Source organism: Massilia sp. Masssp94, from assembly GCF_059491305.1.
The window spans coordinates 6,906,869-6,922,203 of sequence record NZ_CP168501.1 but is presented as its reverse complement, the minus strand read 5'-3'; the positions used below and the strand labels follow the sequence as shown (position 1 = coordinate 6,922,203).

General features: G+C 66.3%; 15 protein-coding genes. 10 read left to right on the top strand and 5 right to left on the bottom strand.

Translation table 11 applies throughout. The annotated features are described in order from the left end of the window. Position 1 precedes the first annotated feature (1 nt). The 3 genes from mshL to ACEN9G_RS30345 are packed head-to-tail and all read left to right on the top strand — an operon-like array spanning position 2 to position 3,958. Positions 2-1,828: a pilus (MSHA type) biogenesis protein MshL gene (gene mshL / locus ACEN9G_RS30355; RefSeq protein WP_483127459.1), complete on the top strand. Its 1,827-nt coding sequence runs from the start codon at positions 2-4 to the stop codon at positions 1,826-1,828. Then, positions 1,829-2,722, top strand: a complete 894-nt coding sequence (locus tag ACEN9G_RS30350) for an ExeA family protein (protein WP_483127458.1) — start codon at positions 1,829-1,831, stop codon at positions 2,720-2,722. A 12-nt stretch (positions 2,723-2,734) separates the two neighbouring features. Beyond that, positions 2,735-3,958: a tetratricopeptide repeat protein gene (locus tag ACEN9G_RS30345; protein ID WP_483127457.1), complete on the top strand. Its 1,224-nt coding sequence runs from the start codon at positions 2,735-2,737 to the stop codon at positions 3,956-3,958. A 7-nt stretch (positions 3,959-3,965) separates the two neighbouring features. Here the strand turns inward: ACEN9G_RS30345 and ACEN9G_RS30340 are convergent, their stop codons facing one another. Further along, on the bottom strand, positions 3,966-5,123 hold the full coding sequence (locus tag ACEN9G_RS30340; protein WP_413343499.1) for a pyridoxal phosphate-dependent aminotransferase: 1,158 nt from the start codon (positions 5,121-5,123) through the stop codon (positions 3,966-3,968). Beyond that, positions 5,120-5,590 (bottom strand): putative toxin-antitoxin system toxin component, PIN family, encoded by a 471-nt coding sequence (locus ACEN9G_RS30335; RefSeq protein WP_413343497.1) that lies wholly within the window; start codon positions 5,588-5,590, stop codon positions 5,120-5,122. The genes ACEN9G_RS30340 and ACEN9G_RS30335 overlap by 4 nt, the downstream gene beginning before the upstream one ends. A gap of 38 nt (positions 5,591-5,628) precedes the next feature. Between ACEN9G_RS30335 and yaaA the strand changes: the two genes are divergently transcribed. Continuing rightward, a complete protein-coding gene (gene yaaA / locus ACEN9G_RS30330; protein ID WP_413343495.1) occupies positions 5,629-6,399 on the top strand; it encodes a peroxide stress protein YaaA in 771 nt (256 codons plus the stop codon). A gap of 215 nt (positions 6,400-6,614) precedes the next feature. On the opposite strand, the gene ACEN9G_RS30325 is transcribed toward yaaA, so the two are convergent. Next, positions 6,615-7,454: an outer membrane protein assembly factor BamD gene (locus ACEN9G_RS30325; protein WP_413343494.1), complete on the bottom strand. Its 840-nt coding sequence runs from the start codon at positions 7,452-7,454 to the stop codon at positions 6,615-6,617. A 67-nt stretch (positions 7,455-7,521) separates the two neighbouring features. On the opposite strand from ACEN9G_RS30325, the gene ACEN9G_RS30320 reads away from it, so the two are divergent. Both ACEN9G_RS30320 and pgeF read left to right on the top strand, forming a co-directional pair. Continuing rightward, positions 7,522-8,559 carry an RluA family pseudouridine synthase gene (locus tag ACEN9G_RS30320; RefSeq protein ID WP_413343492.1) on the top strand — a complete coding sequence of 346 codons (1,038 nt, stop codon included), beginning with the start codon at positions 7,522-7,524 and terminating at the stop codon, positions 8,557-8,559. Continuing rightward, on the top strand, positions 8,559-9,353 hold the full coding sequence (pgeF, locus tag ACEN9G_RS30315) for a peptidoglycan editing factor PgeF (RefSeq protein WP_483127456.1): 795 nt from the start codon (positions 8,559-8,561) through the stop codon (positions 9,351-9,353). Before ACEN9G_RS30320 ends, pgeF begins: the two co-directional genes overlap by 1 nt. Before the next feature lie 11 nt (positions 9,354-9,364). Here the strand turns inward: pgeF and ACEN9G_RS30310 are convergent, their stop codons facing one another. Then, the gene (locus ACEN9G_RS30310; protein WP_413388359.1) at positions 9,365-9,634 is read right to left on the bottom strand and encodes a hypothetical protein; all 270 of its coding nucleotides are present in this window, start codon (positions 9,632-9,634) and stop codon (positions 9,365-9,367) included. A 50-nt stretch (positions 9,635-9,684) separates the two neighbouring features. Between ACEN9G_RS30310 and phaC the strand changes: the two genes are divergently transcribed. From phaC to ACEN9G_RS30290, 4 genes are all read left to right on the top strand, one after another. Beyond that, on the top strand, positions 9,685-11,439 hold the full coding sequence (phaC, locus tag ACEN9G_RS30305; protein WP_413342677.1) for a class I poly(R)-hydroxyalkanoic acid synthase: 1,755 nt from the start codon (positions 9,685-9,687) through the stop codon (positions 11,437-11,439). Between the two features lie 175 nt (positions 11,440-11,614). Beyond that, positions 11,615-12,169: a polyhydroxyalkanoate synthesis repressor PhaR gene (phaR, locus tag ACEN9G_RS30300; RefSeq protein ID WP_413342679.1), complete on the top strand. Its 555-nt coding sequence runs from the start codon at positions 11,615-11,617 to the stop codon at positions 12,167-12,169. A gap of 211 nt (positions 12,170-12,380) precedes the next feature. Further along, positions 12,381-13,784 (top strand): 30S ribosomal protein S12 methylthiotransferase RimO, encoded by a 1,404-nt coding sequence (gene rimO / locus ACEN9G_RS30295; RefSeq protein ID WP_413342681.1) that lies wholly within the window; start codon positions 12,381-12,383, stop codon positions 13,782-13,784. Between the two features lie 25 nt (positions 13,785-13,809). Next, the gene (locus ACEN9G_RS30290) at positions 13,810-14,973 is read left to right on the top strand and encodes a cystathionine beta-lyase (protein ID WP_413342684.1); all 1,164 of its coding nucleotides are present in this window, start codon (positions 13,810-13,812) and stop codon (positions 14,971-14,973) included. Here the strand turns inward: ACEN9G_RS30290 and ACEN9G_RS30285 are convergent, their stop codons facing one another. Next, positions 14,974-15,327, bottom strand: coding sequence for a DUF4870 family protein (locus ACEN9G_RS30285; protein WP_413342687.1), 354 nt, complete (start codon positions 15,325-15,327; stop codon positions 14,974-14,976). Between the last annotated feature and the right edge of the window lie 8 nt (positions 15,328-15,335).

The window sequence follows — 15,335 nt, the reverse complement described above, 5'->3', positions numbered from 1 at the left end:
GATGAACGACAAGCGTATTCCGATGCGTTCCATGGCGGCGGCCGCCGCCGCGCTGTTGGCACTCATCGCGCTGGGCGGCTGCCAGACGACGCCCAGCGTGACGACCTACGACAACATCAAGGGCGAGGTGGCGAGCGGCGCGAGCAAGCGCCCGGCCGCCGCGCCGACGGTCGACGCGGCCGTCGCCGACGCGCTGCTGCCGCCGGCCGCCGCGCTGGCGACGCAACTGCCGAAGGCGCGGCCCGCGCTGGAAGAGCGTTTCAACGTCTCCTTCAACAACGTGCCGGCGCAGCAGTTCTTCCGCTCGATCGTCGCGGGCACGCGCTACAACATCCTCGTGCATCCGGATGTCGCCGGCACCATCACGGCGAACCTGAAGGACGTGACCTTGCCGGAGACGCTCGACGCGATCCGCGAGATGTACGGCTACGACTACCGGATCGACGGCACGCGCATCTCGATCAAGCCGCTGACGATGCAGACCAAGATGTTCCACGTGAATTACCTGGTCGGCAAGCGCTCAGGCATGTCGAGCACGCGCGTGACGTCGACGTCGGTTTCGAACGCGGTCAACAACCAGAACGGCAACGGCTACGGCAACAACGGCAGTAACCAGGGCCAGAACCAGAACGGCAACAACGGCAACAACCAGAACAACAACGGCAACAACCCGAACGGCCAGAACGGCGGGCAGATGGACAGCACGGACGTCGCCACGACGTCCGCCAACGATTTCTGGGGCGACCTGAAACTGGCCATCGAGGCCATCGTGGGATCGAAGGAGGGCGGCCGCAGCGTCGTCGTCAGCCCGCAGTCGGGCGTGCTCGTGATCCGCGCGATGCCGGACGAGCTGCGTAACGTCGACGCTTATTTGAAGGCCACGCAGCTCGCCGTCGACCGCCAGGTGATCCTGGAAGCGAAGATCCTCGAAGTGGAGCTGAACGACAGCTACCAGAGCGGCGTCAACTGGGCGTCGTTCGCGTCGATCAAGAGCGGCCACGACAACCGCGTCTCGGGCGGCACGATCGCGCCGGGCGCCACGCTCACACCGCTGCCGTTCGGCGGCGGCCAGCCGGCCGTGATCACGGATCCGAGCACCGGCCTGTCGGCCAGCAGCGGCTTCTCGCTGTCGAATGCGGCGGGTGCGGCCGGCTCGATGTTCGGCCTGGCCGTGCAGACCGCGAACTTCGCGGCGCTGATCTCGTTCCTCGAAACGCAGGGCACCGTGCACGTGCTGTCGAGCCCCCGCGTGGCGGCCGTCAACAACCAGAAGGCCGTGCTGAAGATCGGTACCGACGAGTTCTACGTCACCGGCGTGCAGACGACCACGAACTCCACGACGACCGGCAACACGGTGTCCCCGAGCGTCACGCTGCAGCCGTTCTTCTCCGGCGTCGTCCTCGACGTCACGCCGCAGATCGACGAGAAGGGCAACATCCTGCTGCACGTGCACCCGTCCGTGAGCCAGGTCTCGACGATCAACAAGTCCGTCAACCTGGGCACGGCCGGCAGCCTGAACCTGCCGCTCGCGGCATCGGCGACGTCGGAACTGGACAGCATCGTGCGCGGCCAGAACGGCCAGGTCGTCGCCATCGGCGGCTTGATGCGCCAGTCGTCGACCGCGGACGATTCGCAGCTGCCGGGGACCGGCAGGGTGCCGGTGCTGTCGGCGCTGTTCGGCGCGAAGAAGCGCGTGAACCAGAAGCGCGAACTGGTCGTGCTGATCAAGCCGACCATCGTCGAAGGCATCAACAACTGGAACGACGACCTGCTCGACACGAACCGCCGCATCGAGCAGCTCGACCCGCGCACCCGGGGGAGCCGCTGAATGTACACGGCCCACTTCGGCCTGCGCGAACTGCCGTTCGGGATCACGCCGGACACCAGCTTCTTCTTTGGCGCCCCGCATTCGCAGGAAGCCCTGAACACGCTGCTCGTCGCGGCGCGCGGCGGCGAGGGCTTCATCAAGATCACGGGCGAAGTCGGCACCGGCAAGACCCTGTTGTGCCGCAAGTTCATGGCGACGCTGGGCCCGGAATTCGTCACGGCGTACATCCCGAATCCGTACCTCGAACCGCGTACGCTGATGCTGGCGCTCGCGGACGAGCTGGAAGTCGGCTACGACAAGGACGCCGACCAGCACCAAGTCCTGAAAGCCATCACGCACCGGCTGCTGCAGCTGGCGGGCGGGGACAAGCGCGTGCTGCTGTGCCTCGACGAGGCGCAGGCGATGCCCGTCGAGACGCTGGAGGCGCTACGCCTGCTGACGAACCTGGAGACGGAAAAGCGCAAGCTGCTGCAGATCGTCCTGTTCGGCCAGCCGGAGCTGAACCGCAAGCTGGAGCTGCAATCGATCCGCCAGCTCGCCCAGCGCATCACGTTCCACTATCATCTCGGTCCCTTGAGCCGCGACGACCTCGATTACTATGTGGCGCACCGCCTGCGCGTCGCCGGGTATGATGGGGCGCGCCTGTTCTCGCGCGGTGCGGTGGCCCGCCTGTACGCCGCCAGCGGCGGCGTGCCGCGCCTCGTCAACATCCTCGCGCACAAGGCCATGATGCTGTGCTACGGCCAGGGACGCCAGCAGGTCGCGCGCGCGCACGTGAACCTGGCCGCACGCGACACGCTCGCGACGCGCAGGCGCCGCATGTGGCCCTGGGCCGCATCCGCCGCCGCGCTGGCCGCCGCGGGCGCGGGCCTGGCCTGGGCGCTGAGCCATTGACGGGGAGCCGGAATGAGCCTGATTAACAAGATGCTGCAAGACCTGGATGCGCGCGGCACGCCCAAGGACGGCGAACTGCCGGGCCAGGTGAAGCCGGTGGCGCGCGAGCCGTACCGGCCGAACCGGCGCGCGATCGCGGCTGCCGTCGGCGGTGCGCTCGCCGCGAGCGCACTCGGCTGGCTGGCCTTGTCCCAACTGCACCGCACGGGGGCACCGGCCGCGCCGGCGCCCGTCGCTGCCGTCCGCGTGGCGCCGGTGGTCACGGGTCCCGTGCAGGCTTCTCCGGTCGTGGCCGTGCCGGTGCAGGCGCCCGCCGCGCCGGCGGCGACGCCGCCCGCCGTGGAAAAGACCGTAGACGCGCCGGCAACGAAGCACATGACGCGGGCGGAGCGCCGTGCGGAACGCAAGCGCCTCGCGGAAGAAAACGCTGCGGCGCGCAAGGCGGAGAGGGCGGCGCAGACGCCGTTCGTGCGCGCGCAGGACGTGGCGCCGATGGAACCGGACAGCGCGGAAGCGCGCGCGGCGCGCCGCGCCATGGCGCAGGCGCTGGCCGCACGGGGCAAATCCCCGAAGAAGACGTCCGCCGCGATGGTGGCCGCCGCGCGCGCGGCCGCGCACGACGACGCGCCGCCGAAGGGCAAACGCAACGCCCAGGGCCGCCAGGAGACGGGCGCCCAGCGCGCGGAAGGCGAATACCGGCGCGCACTGGCGAGCCTGCAGGAAGGCCGCATGATCGAGACCGTCGCGGCGCTCGAGCAGGCGCTGAAATACGAACCGACGCACGAAGCGGCGCGCCAGACCCTGGTCGGCCTGCTGATCGAGGCGAACCGCAACGACGAGGCGATGCGCCAGCTGCAGCTGGGCCTCACCCTGGACCCGCGCCAGCCCGCGATGGCGATGCTGCTGGCGCGCTTGCAGATCGAGCGTGGCGGCAACGGCATCGACACCCTGATGCGCACCTTGCCGTACGCGGGCAACGACGCCGACTACCACGCCTTCCTGGCGGCCGCGCTGGCCCGCCAGCAGCGTCACCGCGAGGCGGCCGAGCAGTATCACCAGGCCGTGCGCGCGGTGCCGTCGAACGGTGTGTGGTGGATGGGCCTCGGCATCTCGCTGCAGGCCGAGAAACGCAACGGCGAGGCGCTCGACGCGTTCCAGCGGGCGCGCGCCGGCGGCGGGTTGTCGCAGGAATTGCAGGGGTTCGTGGAGCGCCGCATCCAGCAGCTCTCGCACTGAGCCCGCGTCACACTGTCGCCAACCGCTCCAGGGCGCCGTTCAGCGTCTCGTCCTTTTTCGCAAAGCAGAACCGCACGATGCCGGACTCCGTCGGCTTGCTGTAAAAGGCCGACACCGGAATCGCGGCCACCTTGATCTCGCGCGTGAGCCACTGCGCGAATTCCGATTCGCCCAGGTCCGAAATCCCGTCGTAGCGCACGCACTGGAAATACGTGCCGTCCGCCGGCAGCAGCGTGAACCGCGTGTGCGCCAGCCCCGCGCGGAACAGGTCGCGCTTGCGCTGGTAGAACGCGGGCAGGTCGCGCCACGGCGCCGGGTCGCGCATGAAGGCGGCCAGGCCGGCCTGCATCGGCGTGTTCACGCTGAAGACGTTGTACTGGTGGACCTTGCGGAATTCCGCCATCAACGGCGCCGGCGCGGCCACGTAGCCCACCTTCCAGCCCGTCACGTGGTATGTCTTGCCGAAGCTCGACACGACGAACGCGCGCTCCGCCAGCATGGGATGGCGGCTCACCGACGCGTGCGGCTGGCCGTCGTAGACCATATGCTCGTACACCTCGTCCGACAGGATCAGGATATCGGTCCCTTCGACAATGGCAGCCAGCGAATCGAGGTCGGCCCGGCGCAGGATCGTGCCCGTGGGGTTGTGCGGCGTGTTCACGACGATCATCCGGGTCCTGGGCGTGACGGCCGCCGCGACGGCGTCCCACGGCACGCTGTAGCCGCCCGCGTCCACGCGCATCGCGACGGGCACCGGCACGCCGCCGGCCAGGGTGATCGACGGCTGGTAGCTGTCGTAGCAGGGCTCGATGACGATGACTTCGTCGCCCGGATGCACGGCGCACAGGATCGCCGTGATGATGCCTTGCGTGGCGCCGGCCGTGACCGTGATCTCGGCGCTGGCATCGTAGGCGTGGCCGTACAGTGCGGCCAGCTTGGCGGCGACGGCGTCGCGCAGCACGGGCAGGCCGGTCATCGGCGCGTACTGGTTGTGACCCGCGCGCATGGCGGCATCGACCGCGTCCAGCAGGCGCGGATCGCAGTCGAAGTCGGGGAAGCCCTGGCCCAGGTTGACGGCGCCGTGCTCGCCCGCGAGCGCGGACATCAGGGTGAACACGGTGGTGCCGACGGCCGGCAGGCGCGATTGCAGGACGGGTGTGGTCATGGTGCGTACAGGTTGGATGGGGCTGCCGGGGCCTCGGTCTTGATCCAGGCGTCGGGCGTCATGATGCGGAAGAGGTTCTCGCGCGCGGCGCGGCGGGCCAGTTTCAACAACGCCTTGTCCTTCGTGACGAGGACGGCGGCATCGGCGTCGCGCGCGATCTCGAGGAATTTCTGGTCGTCGCGGTCCGTGCAGACGGGCAGGCGCAGCGCGCGCGATGTCGGCGCCACGACCTCGATCAGGGCGTCGAAGGCGGCCTCCGCCTGCGGCCGGGTGCTGTCGTCGAGCGGCAGGTGCGAATAATGCAGCACGATCCGGTATTCGTCGCGGCAATCGGCGCGGGTGACGGCGCGCACCTTGCCGGATTCGAGCGCGGCAAGCAGGGGCGCCCAGCGCGGGTCGCGGAAAACGAACAGGTCGAGGCAGACGTTGGTGTCGATGACGATGGGTTTCGCTGAAGCAGGTATCATGTCAGCAATTTTACCCGCTGTACGTGTTTCATAACTAAATGCTGATCGTTCTCTCGCCCGCCAAGTCCCTCGACCTCGAATCGCCACCCACCACGCAGGAGCGCTCGACGCCCCGCTTCATCGACGATGCCGCCGAATTGATCCGCGTTCTCAAGCCGAAATCGCCGGCCGAGATCGGCGCGCTGATGGCGATCTCGGACCAGCTGTCGGTGCTGAACGTGACCCGTTACGCCGACTGGCACCCGGACCACGCCGCCGCGCGCCAGGCCATCATGTCGTTCGACGGCGACGTCTATACGGGCCTGGCTGCGCGCACGCTCGGCAAGCAGGCGCTCGGTTATGTGCGCGACCGCGTGCGCATCCTGTCGGGCCTGTACGGCGTGCTGCGACCGCTGGACGCCATGCATCCGTACCGCCTGGAGATGGGCACGCGCCTCGCGAACCCGCGCGGCAAGGATTTGTATGCCTTCTGGGGCGACCGGGTGACGGCCGCGCTGAACGCGGACCTGAAGGAGGCGGGCGCGCCGGTCCTCGTGAACCTCGCGTCCGAAGAATACTTCAAGTCCGTCAAGCCGAAGCTGCTGGACGTGCCCGTGGTCACGCCCGTGTTCGAAGACTGGAAGAACGGCAAGTACAAGATCATCTCGTTCTTCGCCAAGCGGGCGCGCGGGATGATGGCGCGCCATGCGGCCGAGCAGGGCATCACGGACGTCGAGCGCCTGAAGGACTTCGACGTGGACGGGTATGCGTACGACGAGGCCGTGTCGACGGACAAATCCTGGGTGTTCCGCCGGCGCATCGAAGGCTGACGACTTCGAAAAATTCGGGGTCAGAGCACTTTATTGCGCAAGGTCCGCGAAGCAAGTTCTGCGCGTGGCGCCGCGCGCGAACGTCCATGGAGGGCGTGCACGCGCGCAGAGCGTTGCCAGAGCAACTGGTCGCCGGACATTGATCGGAAATGTGCTCTGACCCCGAATTTTGGGCCGGGGGCGCGAAAAAAAGCCCGCTTCCGCGGGCACTGTTGTTACTGCACGGCGTCTTTCGGCGCCGGTTTCGGGCCGGCCTTGGCCCAGAACTTCCACCACGGCGCGTCGCCCGAACCCTTGCCGCCCATGAAGCGGCTGTTCGGGTAGTTCATGGTGAAGATGCGCTGCGTGTCGTCGCGCAGGTCGAACATGCCCAGCTTGTCGTAGGCGCGAATCATGATGAACAGTGCTTCCTCGCGCGCCGGGGCTTCGCTGAACTGGGTCACGGCGCCCTGGGCGCGGTTCAGCGCGGCCAGGTAGGCGCCGCGGCGGTAGTAGTAGTTCGCCACGTGCACTTCGTACTGCGCCATCGCATTGATCAGGTAGTTCATGCGGGCGACCGAATCCGGCGCGTATTTGCTGTTCGGGAACTTGTCGACGAGTTCCTTGAACGCGGCAAACGCTTCGCGCGTCGCCTTCGGGTCGCGCTCGGTCGGGTCCTGGGCGTAGATGAAGCTGAGGAAGCCGATCTGGTCGTTGAAATTGATCAGGCCGCGCAGGTAGTACATGTAGTCGACCTGCGGGTGGTTCGGGTGCAGCTTGATGAAGCGTTCGACGGCGGCCAGCGCCTCGGCCTGGTCCTGCGCCTTGTAGTGCGCATAGGCGATTTCCATCTGCGCCTGGGCGGCGTAGGTGCCGAACGGATAGTTGGATTCGAGGCGTTCGAACAGCTTGATCGCGGCTTCGTAGTGGCCGCCCGCCATTTCCTCCTGCGCGTCAGCGTATAATTTCGATGCTGACACGTTCTTGTTTTCGTCGGATCTTTCCGGTAACAAACCGCAAGCTGACAAACTTAGCAGAACGCTAGTCACGACTATTACAGACAATTTTTTTTGCATAAGCTCTTAGTGCAAGAAAGTTTTACCGAGATTCAACGAACGGCTGATTATAGCCGATGGGACTGACGTGATATTAACTGCTGCGCCGAATTCGGCGGAAAACCTTTTCGACCCCGACCTGGATGAGGACCTCGACGCCGAGCTCGATGCCGGCACCGGTGGCCCTGATTACGCCCCGATCACCCTGGAGCTGGTCCCCGAACACTGCGGCCAGCGGTTGGACAAGGTCGTGGCCGGGTTGGTGCCCCAGTTCTCGCGCAGCCGCCTGCAGCAATGGTTCGACGAAGGCCACATCACCGTCGACGGCAAGCCGGCGAAGGGCAAGAGCACGGCCTATGGCGACGAGACGGTCACCGTCGTGCCGCAGCCGGCGCCCGAGGACACGGCCTACACGCCGGAACCGATGGCGCTGAACATCGTCCACGAGGACGACGCCATCATCGTCATCAACAAGCCTGCCGGCCTCGTCGTGCATCCGGGCTCGGGCAACTGGTCGGGCACCCTGCTGAACGGGCTGCTGCATCACTGCCCGCAACTGGTGTCCGTGCCGCGTGCCGGTATCGTGCACCGCCTCGACAAGGACACGAGCGGCCTGATGGTCGTCGGCAAGACGCTGGAGGCGCAGACGGACCTCGTGCGCCAGCTGCAGGCGCGCACGGTGAAACGCGAATATTTCGCGCTCGTGTGGGGCACGCCGCGCGCCTACGGCACCATCGACTCCCCCATCAGCCGCGACGCGAAGGACCGGGTCAAGATGGCCGTGTCGAACAGCCCGTCGGCGAAGCCGGCCATCACGCACTACGAACTGCTGGAGACGGGCGAGCTCGACCGCCGCCCGGTCAGCCTCGTGCAATGCCGCCTGGAGACGGGCCGCACGCACCAGATCCGCGTGCACATGCAGTCGCTGGGCTACAGCCTTGTCGGCGACACCGTGTACGGCAAGCAGCACCTGCGTTCGTTCTTCCACCGCCAGGCGCTGCAGGCGCGCCGCCTGGGTCTCACGCACCCGGCCACCGGCGAGCACATGGAATGGGTCGTGCCGCTGGCCGACGATTTCGCGGAACTTCTGGAACAGGCCGGGATCGAAGAACCGGAAGCGATCTGATGGTGGAATCCGATCTGAAGGACGCCGATCTGATCCACCCCGCGACCGAGTGGCCCGATCTGCCTGACGCGTTCGGTGCCTTGGCCACGACGCGGCGCGGTGGCGTCAGCATGGGCCCGTACGGCGATGGGCGGGACGGTGGCGGCCTGAACCTGGGCCGGCACGTGAACGACGATCCGGAGGCCGTGCAGGCCAACCGGATGCGTCTGCGCGCGCGCCTGCCGGGCCCGCCCGCGTGGATCGCGCAGGTGCACGGCCCCGACGTCGTCGATGCGGCGACCGTCCAGCCGGGCGGTCCCGTGCTGACGGGCGACGCGAGCATCGCGACGGTGCCGGGCGTCGTCTGCGCCATCCTCACGGCCGACTGCCTGCCCGTGCTGTTCGCGGACCTGGGCGGCAAGGTCGCGGGCGCCGCGCATGCGGGCTGGCGTGGGCTGGCCGGTGGCGTGCTTGGTCAGACGGTCGCGGCCATGCGCGCGGCCGGCGCGGGCGAGATCACGGCCTGGCTCGGGCCGGCGATCGGCCGGGATGCGTTCGAAGTGGGCGCCGACGTGCTGGCCGCCTTCGAGGCCGCGTTGCCGGGGCAGGTGGACGATGCTTTCCGGCCGTATGCGGGGCGTCCGGGCAAGTATCTGGCGGACATGTATTTGTTGGCGCGTCGCATGCTGGCCCGCGACGGGATCACGCGCGTCCATGGCGGCGACCGCTGCACGGCGACCGAGACCGACTGGTTTTATTCGTATCGCCGCGACGGCGTGACTGGCCGGCAGGCCAGCCTCATCTGGTTGAAATAAGGGCGGGCCGTTCAGCGGCCTCCATCGTGGCCGTGCCCGGCCGCAGCGCCATCGGCGCCGGCCGCATGGCCTGCCGCGGGCACGACCGGTGTCCCGTCAGCCGTCCGCAACGCCGCCTGTGCCGCGCGGGCGCGCCGCCGTCTTGATCCCGCAAGGTAAAAAACGATTGAGAATGGCAACACGCCATAGCCGAAAAAAGTCATAATGCCGCCAACCACAGTCGGCTCCGTCGCCGCCATCAGGGTTACGACGTACATCCATCCTATGGCTACGATCCACATGCGATGCTCCGGTTGCTGTCGATAAAACGATTCTACACAATGGACGCCTTATGAATACGCCTGATGCTACCCCGCAGATGCTTGCCGCACCCTGGATGGCGCCGTTCGCGCAATTCACCGATCCCTCCGCCTGGCAGTCCTGGATGAAACTCCCCGACGGTGCCGACGGCTCGGCAGCGTTCGCACCGGTGGCCAAGATGCTGGGCGATATCGGCGCCGGGCTGTCGCAGGGCAAGCTGGAAGCGCTGCGCGACGATTACCTGCAAAAGGCGATGAAGCTGTGGCAGGAGTTTGTCACCGGCAAGCTGCCGTCGTTCAGCGACCGCCGCTTTTCCGCGCCCGAGTGGACGGCGAACGCGATGTCCGCGTACAGCGTCGCGTCCTACCTGCTGAATTCCGAATTCATCATGGCCCTGGCCGAGGCCGTCGAAGCGCCGCCGCGCGACAAGCAGAAGATCCGCTTCGCCGTGCAGCAGATCGTCGATGCGATGTCGCCCGCGAACTTCCTCGCGACGAATCCGGAAGCCCAGCAGAAAATCATCGAGACCAAGGGCGAGAGTCTCACGAAGGGTCTGCAGAACATGCTGGCCGACCTGCAGAAGGGCCGTATCTCCCAATCGGACGAGTCCGCATTCGAGGTGGGCCGCAACGTCGGCATCACGCCGGGCACGGTCGTGTTCGAGAATCACTTGTTCCAGCTGATCCAGTACACGCCGACGACGCCGACCGTGCACGAGGTGCCGCTGCTGATGGTGCCGCCGTGCATCAACAAATACTACATCCTCGACCTGCAGCCGGAGAATTCCCTCGTCCGCTACCTGGTGGAGCAGGGCAATACGGTGTTCATGCTGTCCTGGCGTAATCCGGACCAGAGCCTGGCCGGCACGACGTGGGACGATTACGTGGAGCAGGGCGCGATCCGCGCGCTGGACGCCACCCGCGCCATCACGGGCCAGGACAAGGTGAACGTGTTCGGCTTCTGCGTGGGCGGCACGATCGCCGCGACGGCGCTGGCCGTGCTGGCCGCCCGCGGCAGGAAGCCGGCCGCCAGCCTGTCGCTGTTCACGACGCTGCTCGATTTCTCGGACACGGGCGTGCTCGACGTGTTCGTCGACGAAACCCAGGTCAAGCTGCGCGAACAGCAGCTTTCCCGCGGCGGCCTGATGCCGGGACGCGACCTGGCGACGACGTTCTCCGCGCTGCGTCCGAACGATCTCGTGTGGAACTATGTCCAGCAAAACTACCTGAAAGGCAAGACGCCGCCCGCGTTCGACCTGCTGTACTGGAATGCGGACAGCACGAACCTGCCGGGTCCGATGTATTGCTGGTACCTGCGCAATACCTACCTCGAGGACAAGCTGAAGGTGCCGGGTGCGCTGACGGTGGCGGGCGTCAAGGTCGACCTGGGCACCATCGATTGCCCGACCTTCCTGTACGGGTCGAAGGAAGACCACATCGTGCCCTGGGAGGCGGCGTTCGCGTCGATGGGGCTGCTGAACCCGAAAAAGCCGAAGAACAACCGTTACGTGCTGGGCGCGTCGGGCCACATTGCAGGTGTGATCAATCCCGCGTCGAAGAACAAGCGCAGCTACTGGGTCAACGAGGGCGGCAAGACGCGGCCGAAGACGGCGGCCGACTGGATGGCCGGCGCCGTCGAGAAGAAGGGCAGCTGGTGGCCGGAATGGGCGAAGTTCCTCGTCGAACACGGCGGCAAGGAGGTCGCGCCGCCCGCACAGCCGGGCAATGCGCAGTATCCGGCGATCGAGCCGGCGCCGGGCCGGTACGTCAAGGCCAGGGCCGATTGAAGGGACCGCTAACACATTGCGAAAGAAATCATTCAGTTGCTCAGCGAATAATTGCTGCACCTGCGTTCGCAACGTGGTATTTTTAGCGGATATCCTCTTGGAATCGGAGACGCCGCGGCAGATCCCCGCGGTCGCTGCATAATAAATGCGCTTCGGCGCTGTACATGGAAATGAGATGAGTAGTGTCAAAAAAAGCACTGAACGCCTGATCAAGAAGTATCCGAACCGCCGGCTGTACGACACCCAGACCAGTTCTTACATCACCTTGTCCGACGTGAAGCAACTCGTCCTCGATTCCGACGAGTTCACGGTCGTGGATGCCAAGACGAACGAAGACCTGACCCGCAGCATCCTCCTGCAGATCATTCTCGAAGAGGAAGCGCACGGCGTGCCGATGTTCTCCAGCGGCGTGCTGTCCCAGATCATCCGCTACTATGGCCACGCGATGCAGGGCATGATGGGCTCGTATCTGGAAAAGAACGTGCAGGCGTTCACCGACATCCAGAACAAATTCGTCGGCTCGGCCGCGGGCGCGATGGAAGGCAAGCCGTTCAGCACCGAGATGTGGACCCAGTTCATGAACATCCAGGGTCCGATGATGCAGGGCATGATGAACAACTACATCGACCAGAGCAAGAACCTGTTCCTGCAGATGCAGGAGCAGATGCAGAGCCAGAGCAAGGCGATGTTCGGCGCGTTCCCGTTCGGGGTGCCGCCGGAGAAGAAGTAACGTTTGCACGTCGTCCCCGCGGAGGCGGGGATCCAATGTTGCCCGCATTGCGGCAACGCATGAAAAATTAGGCTCCTGCCTTCGCAGGGGCGGCGTACAGAGGGCGCGGGCTGCAAAGACATTCTCTGTATACGACATGCTCGTCGATTTCCCTCCGCCCCCGCTTCCTGTACAATCGCGGATTGCCCTGAATTTTTGCCGCAATCCGACAATGCAAGAACTCCGCCGTAACCCTCTTCCCGCCACCTCCGACGCTGCCGGCACCGCCGTGCCGCCGAAGGTCGGTTTCGTCTCGCTCGGCTGCCCGAAGGCGCTCGTCGACTCCGAACAGATCCTCACGCAGCTGCGCGCGGAGGGTTACGAGACCGCCAAGTCGTATGCCGGCGCCGATCTCGTGATCGTCAACACCTGCGGCTTCATCGACGCGGCCGTGCAGGAATCGCTCGATGCGATCGGCGAGGCGCTGGCCGAAAACGGTAAAGTGATCGTCACGGGCTGCCTCGGCGCCAAGAAGGATGCATCGGGCAGCGACATCATCACCAAGGTGCACCCGAAGGTGCTCGCGGTGACCGGTCCGCACGCGGTCGCCGAAGTGATGGAGTCCGTGCACATGCACCTGCCCAAGCCGCACGACCCGTTCATCGACCTCGTGCCGGACCACGGCGTCAAGCTCACGCCCAAGCACTACGCTTACCTGAAGATTTCCGAAGGCTGCAACCACCGCTGCAGCTTCTGCATCATCCCGTCGATGCGCGGCGACCTCGTGTCGCGTCCGATCCACGATGTGCTGCAGGAAGCGGAGAACCTGTTCAAGGCGGGCGTCAAGGAACTGCTGGTGATCTCGCAGGACACGAGCGCATACGGCGTGGACGTCAAGTTCCGCACCGGCTTCTGGAACGGCCGCCCGGTCAAGACGCACATGACGCAGCTGACGGAAGCCCTGGGCCAGATGGCGCAGCAGTACGGCGCGTGGGTGCGCCTGCACTACGTGTACCCGTACCCGCACGTGGACCAGGTGATCCCGTTCATGGGCGAGAACGTCGTGCCTTACCTCGACATCCCGCTGCAGCACGCGCATCCGGACGTCCTGAAGCGCATGAAGCGCCCGGCCAGCGGCGAGAAGAACCTCGACCGTATCCAGGCATGGCGCAAGATGAACCCCGACCTCACGATCCGCTCGACGTTCATCGCCGGCTTCCCGGGCGAGACGGACGCGGAATTCGAATACCTGCTGGACTTCCTGAAGGAAGCGCAGATCGACCGCCTGGGCTGCTTTGCGTACTCGCCGGTCGAAGGCGCGACGGCGAACGAGATCGCGAACCCGGTGCCGGACGAAGTCAAGGAAGAGCGCCGCGCCCGCGTGATGCTGCTGCAGGAAGAGATCTCGGCGCAGCGCCTGCAGGCGAAGGTCGGCAAGACGATCCGCGTCCTCGTCGACGAAGTGGGCCCGCGCGAAGCGGTCGGCCGCTCGGCAGCGGATGCGCCGGAAATCGACGGCGTCGTCCACATCAAGCGCGCCCTCACGCCGGGCAAGGCCAAGCCGGCCGTGGGCGAGTTCATCGAGGTGGTCGTGACGAAGGCGGATGCGCACGACCTGTGGGCGACCGTGGCCTGACAGCCGCTGACAGGGAGGCGGCGACGTGACGAAGAAGTCCATCCAGACCACGCTCACGCACAGCGACTACCGCCCGCCGGCCGGCTTCGCCGCGTACCCGACGCCGATCCATCACGCGTCCACGGTCCTGTTCAAGGACGTGGCCAGCCTGCGCTCGGGCGACTGGCGCAGCAAGCAGGCCTATACCTACGGCCTGCACGGCACGCCGACGACGTTCACGCTGGAAGCGCGCCTGGCCGCCATCGAAGGCGGCGGCTACGCCCTGCTGGCGCCGTCCGGTCTCGCCGCGATCTCGATGATCCTGCTGGCGCTGCTGAAGTCGGGCGACGACGTCCTGCTGCCCGATAACGTCTACAACCCAACGCGCGAGCTGGGACGCTGGCTCGCGAACGACTTCGGTGTCTCCGCGCGCTTCTACGATCCGCTCGTGGGCGCGGGCATCGCGGACCTGATCCAGCCGAACACGAAGCTGATCTGGACCGAGGCGCCGGGCTCCGTGTCGATGGAAGTGCCGGACCTGCCCGCGATCTGCGCGGCGGCGCACGACAAGGGCATCCTGGTCGCGCTGGACAACACATGGGCCGCGGGCCTCGCGCTGCGCGGCTTCGACGTCGGCGCCGATATCGTCATGCAGGCGCTCACCAAATACCAGTCGGGCGGCTCGGACGTGCTGATGGGCGCCGTGATCACGCGCGACACGGCCATCAACGACCGTATCTCGACGTCGCATATGCGCCTCGGCATGGGCGTGGGCGGCGACGATGCCTACCTGGTGCTGCGCGGCCTGGAAACGATGAAGCTGCGCTTCGACGCGCACGATGCGTCCGCGCGCAAGGTGGCGGCGTGGTTGAAAGGCCGTCCCGAAATCGCGAAGGTGCTGCACCCGGCATTCGAGGATTGCCCCGGCCACGACGTGTGGAAGCGCGATTTCACGGGCGCGGGCGGCCTGTTCTCCGTCGTCTTCGATGCACGCTATGCGGGCGAGCAGGTGGACCGCTTCGTCGACGCGCTGGCATTGTTCGGCATCGGGTACAGCTGGGGCGGAACGCACAGTCTCGCCGTGCCGTACCGGATGCAGGGCATGCGGCGCGACTGGCCCGACACGGGCACGCTCGTGCGCTTCAACATCGGCCTCGAAGGCACCGACGACCTCATCGCAGACATCGAGCAGGCCCTCGGCCGGCTCTGATCACACTGGCATCGCGCGGTTGTTGTTCAGGTCGAGGAACCCGCGGATGATCCGGTACGCCATCCACACCCACGCAATCCCCCAGATAACGAAGGGGAAGACGACGGTAAACCACAACAACGCGCCCAGGACCATCCACAGCGCGTAAAACCAGAACGACCGGATCATCCACGTGTGGTGGCTGTAGACCATCGTCCCGGCCGTGTCCGGCCGCCGGATGTAGTTGACGATCAGCACCAGGATCGACAGCGTGCCGAGCGAAAAGAAAAACGTGAGCGCATGGGCGACGTACAGGATGCGGGCGAACTGCTTGGCATCCTCGAGGCCGCGTTCGTAGACGAGTTCCTGGGCCATGACTTCTC

What these genes read in the sequence shown, in the direction of transcription:
- mshL (WP_483127459.1), top strand. Translation starts at nt 2, where the DNA reads ATGAACGACAAGCGTATTCCGATGCGTTCCATGGCGGCGGCCGCCGCC.
- ACEN9G_RS30350 (WP_483127458.1), top strand. Translation starts at nt 1,829, where the DNA reads ATGTACACGGCCCACTTCGGCCTGCGCGAACTGCCGTTCGGGATCACG.
- ACEN9G_RS30345 (WP_483127457.1), top strand. Translation starts at nt 2,735, where the DNA reads ATGAGCCTGATTAACAAGATGCTGCAAGACCTGGATGCGCGCGGCACG.
- ACEN9G_RS30340 (WP_413343499.1), bottom strand. Translation starts at nt 5,123, where the DNA reads ATGACCACACCCGTCCTGCAATCGCGCCTGCCGGCCGTCGGCACCACC.
- ACEN9G_RS30335 (WP_413343497.1), bottom strand. Translation starts at nt 5,590, where the DNA reads ATGATACCTGCTTCAGCGAAACCCATCGTCATCGACACCAACGTCTGC.
- yaaA (WP_413343495.1), top strand. Translation starts at nt 5,629, where the DNA reads ATGCTGATCGTTCTCTCGCCCGCCAAGTCCCTCGACCTCGAATCGCCA.
- ACEN9G_RS30325 (WP_413343494.1), bottom strand. Translation starts at nt 7,454, where the DNA reads ATGCAAAAAAAATTGTCTGTAATAGTCGTGACTAGCGTTCTGCTAAGT.
- pgeF (WP_483127456.1), top strand. Translation starts at nt 8,559, where the DNA reads ATGGTGGAATCCGATCTGAAGGACGCCGATCTGATCCACCCCGCGACC.
- ACEN9G_RS30310 (WP_413388359.1), bottom strand. Translation starts at nt 9,634, where the DNA reads ATGTGGATCGTAGCCATAGGATGGATGTACGTCGTAACCCTGATGGCG.
- phaC (WP_413342677.1), top strand. Translation starts at nt 9,685, where the DNA reads ATGAATACGCCTGATGCTACCCCGCAGATGCTTGCCGCACCCTGGATG.
- phaR (WP_413342679.1), top strand. Translation starts at nt 11,615, where the DNA reads ATGAGTAGTGTCAAAAAAAGCACTGAACGCCTGATCAAGAAGTATCCG.
- rimO (WP_413342681.1), top strand. Translation starts at nt 12,381, where the DNA reads ATGCAAGAACTCCGCCGTAACCCTCTTCCCGCCACCTCCGACGCTGCC.
- ACEN9G_RS30285 (WP_413342687.1), bottom strand. Translation starts at nt 15,327, where the DNA reads ATGGCCCAGGAACTCGTCTACGAACGCGGCCTCGAGGATGCCAAGCAG.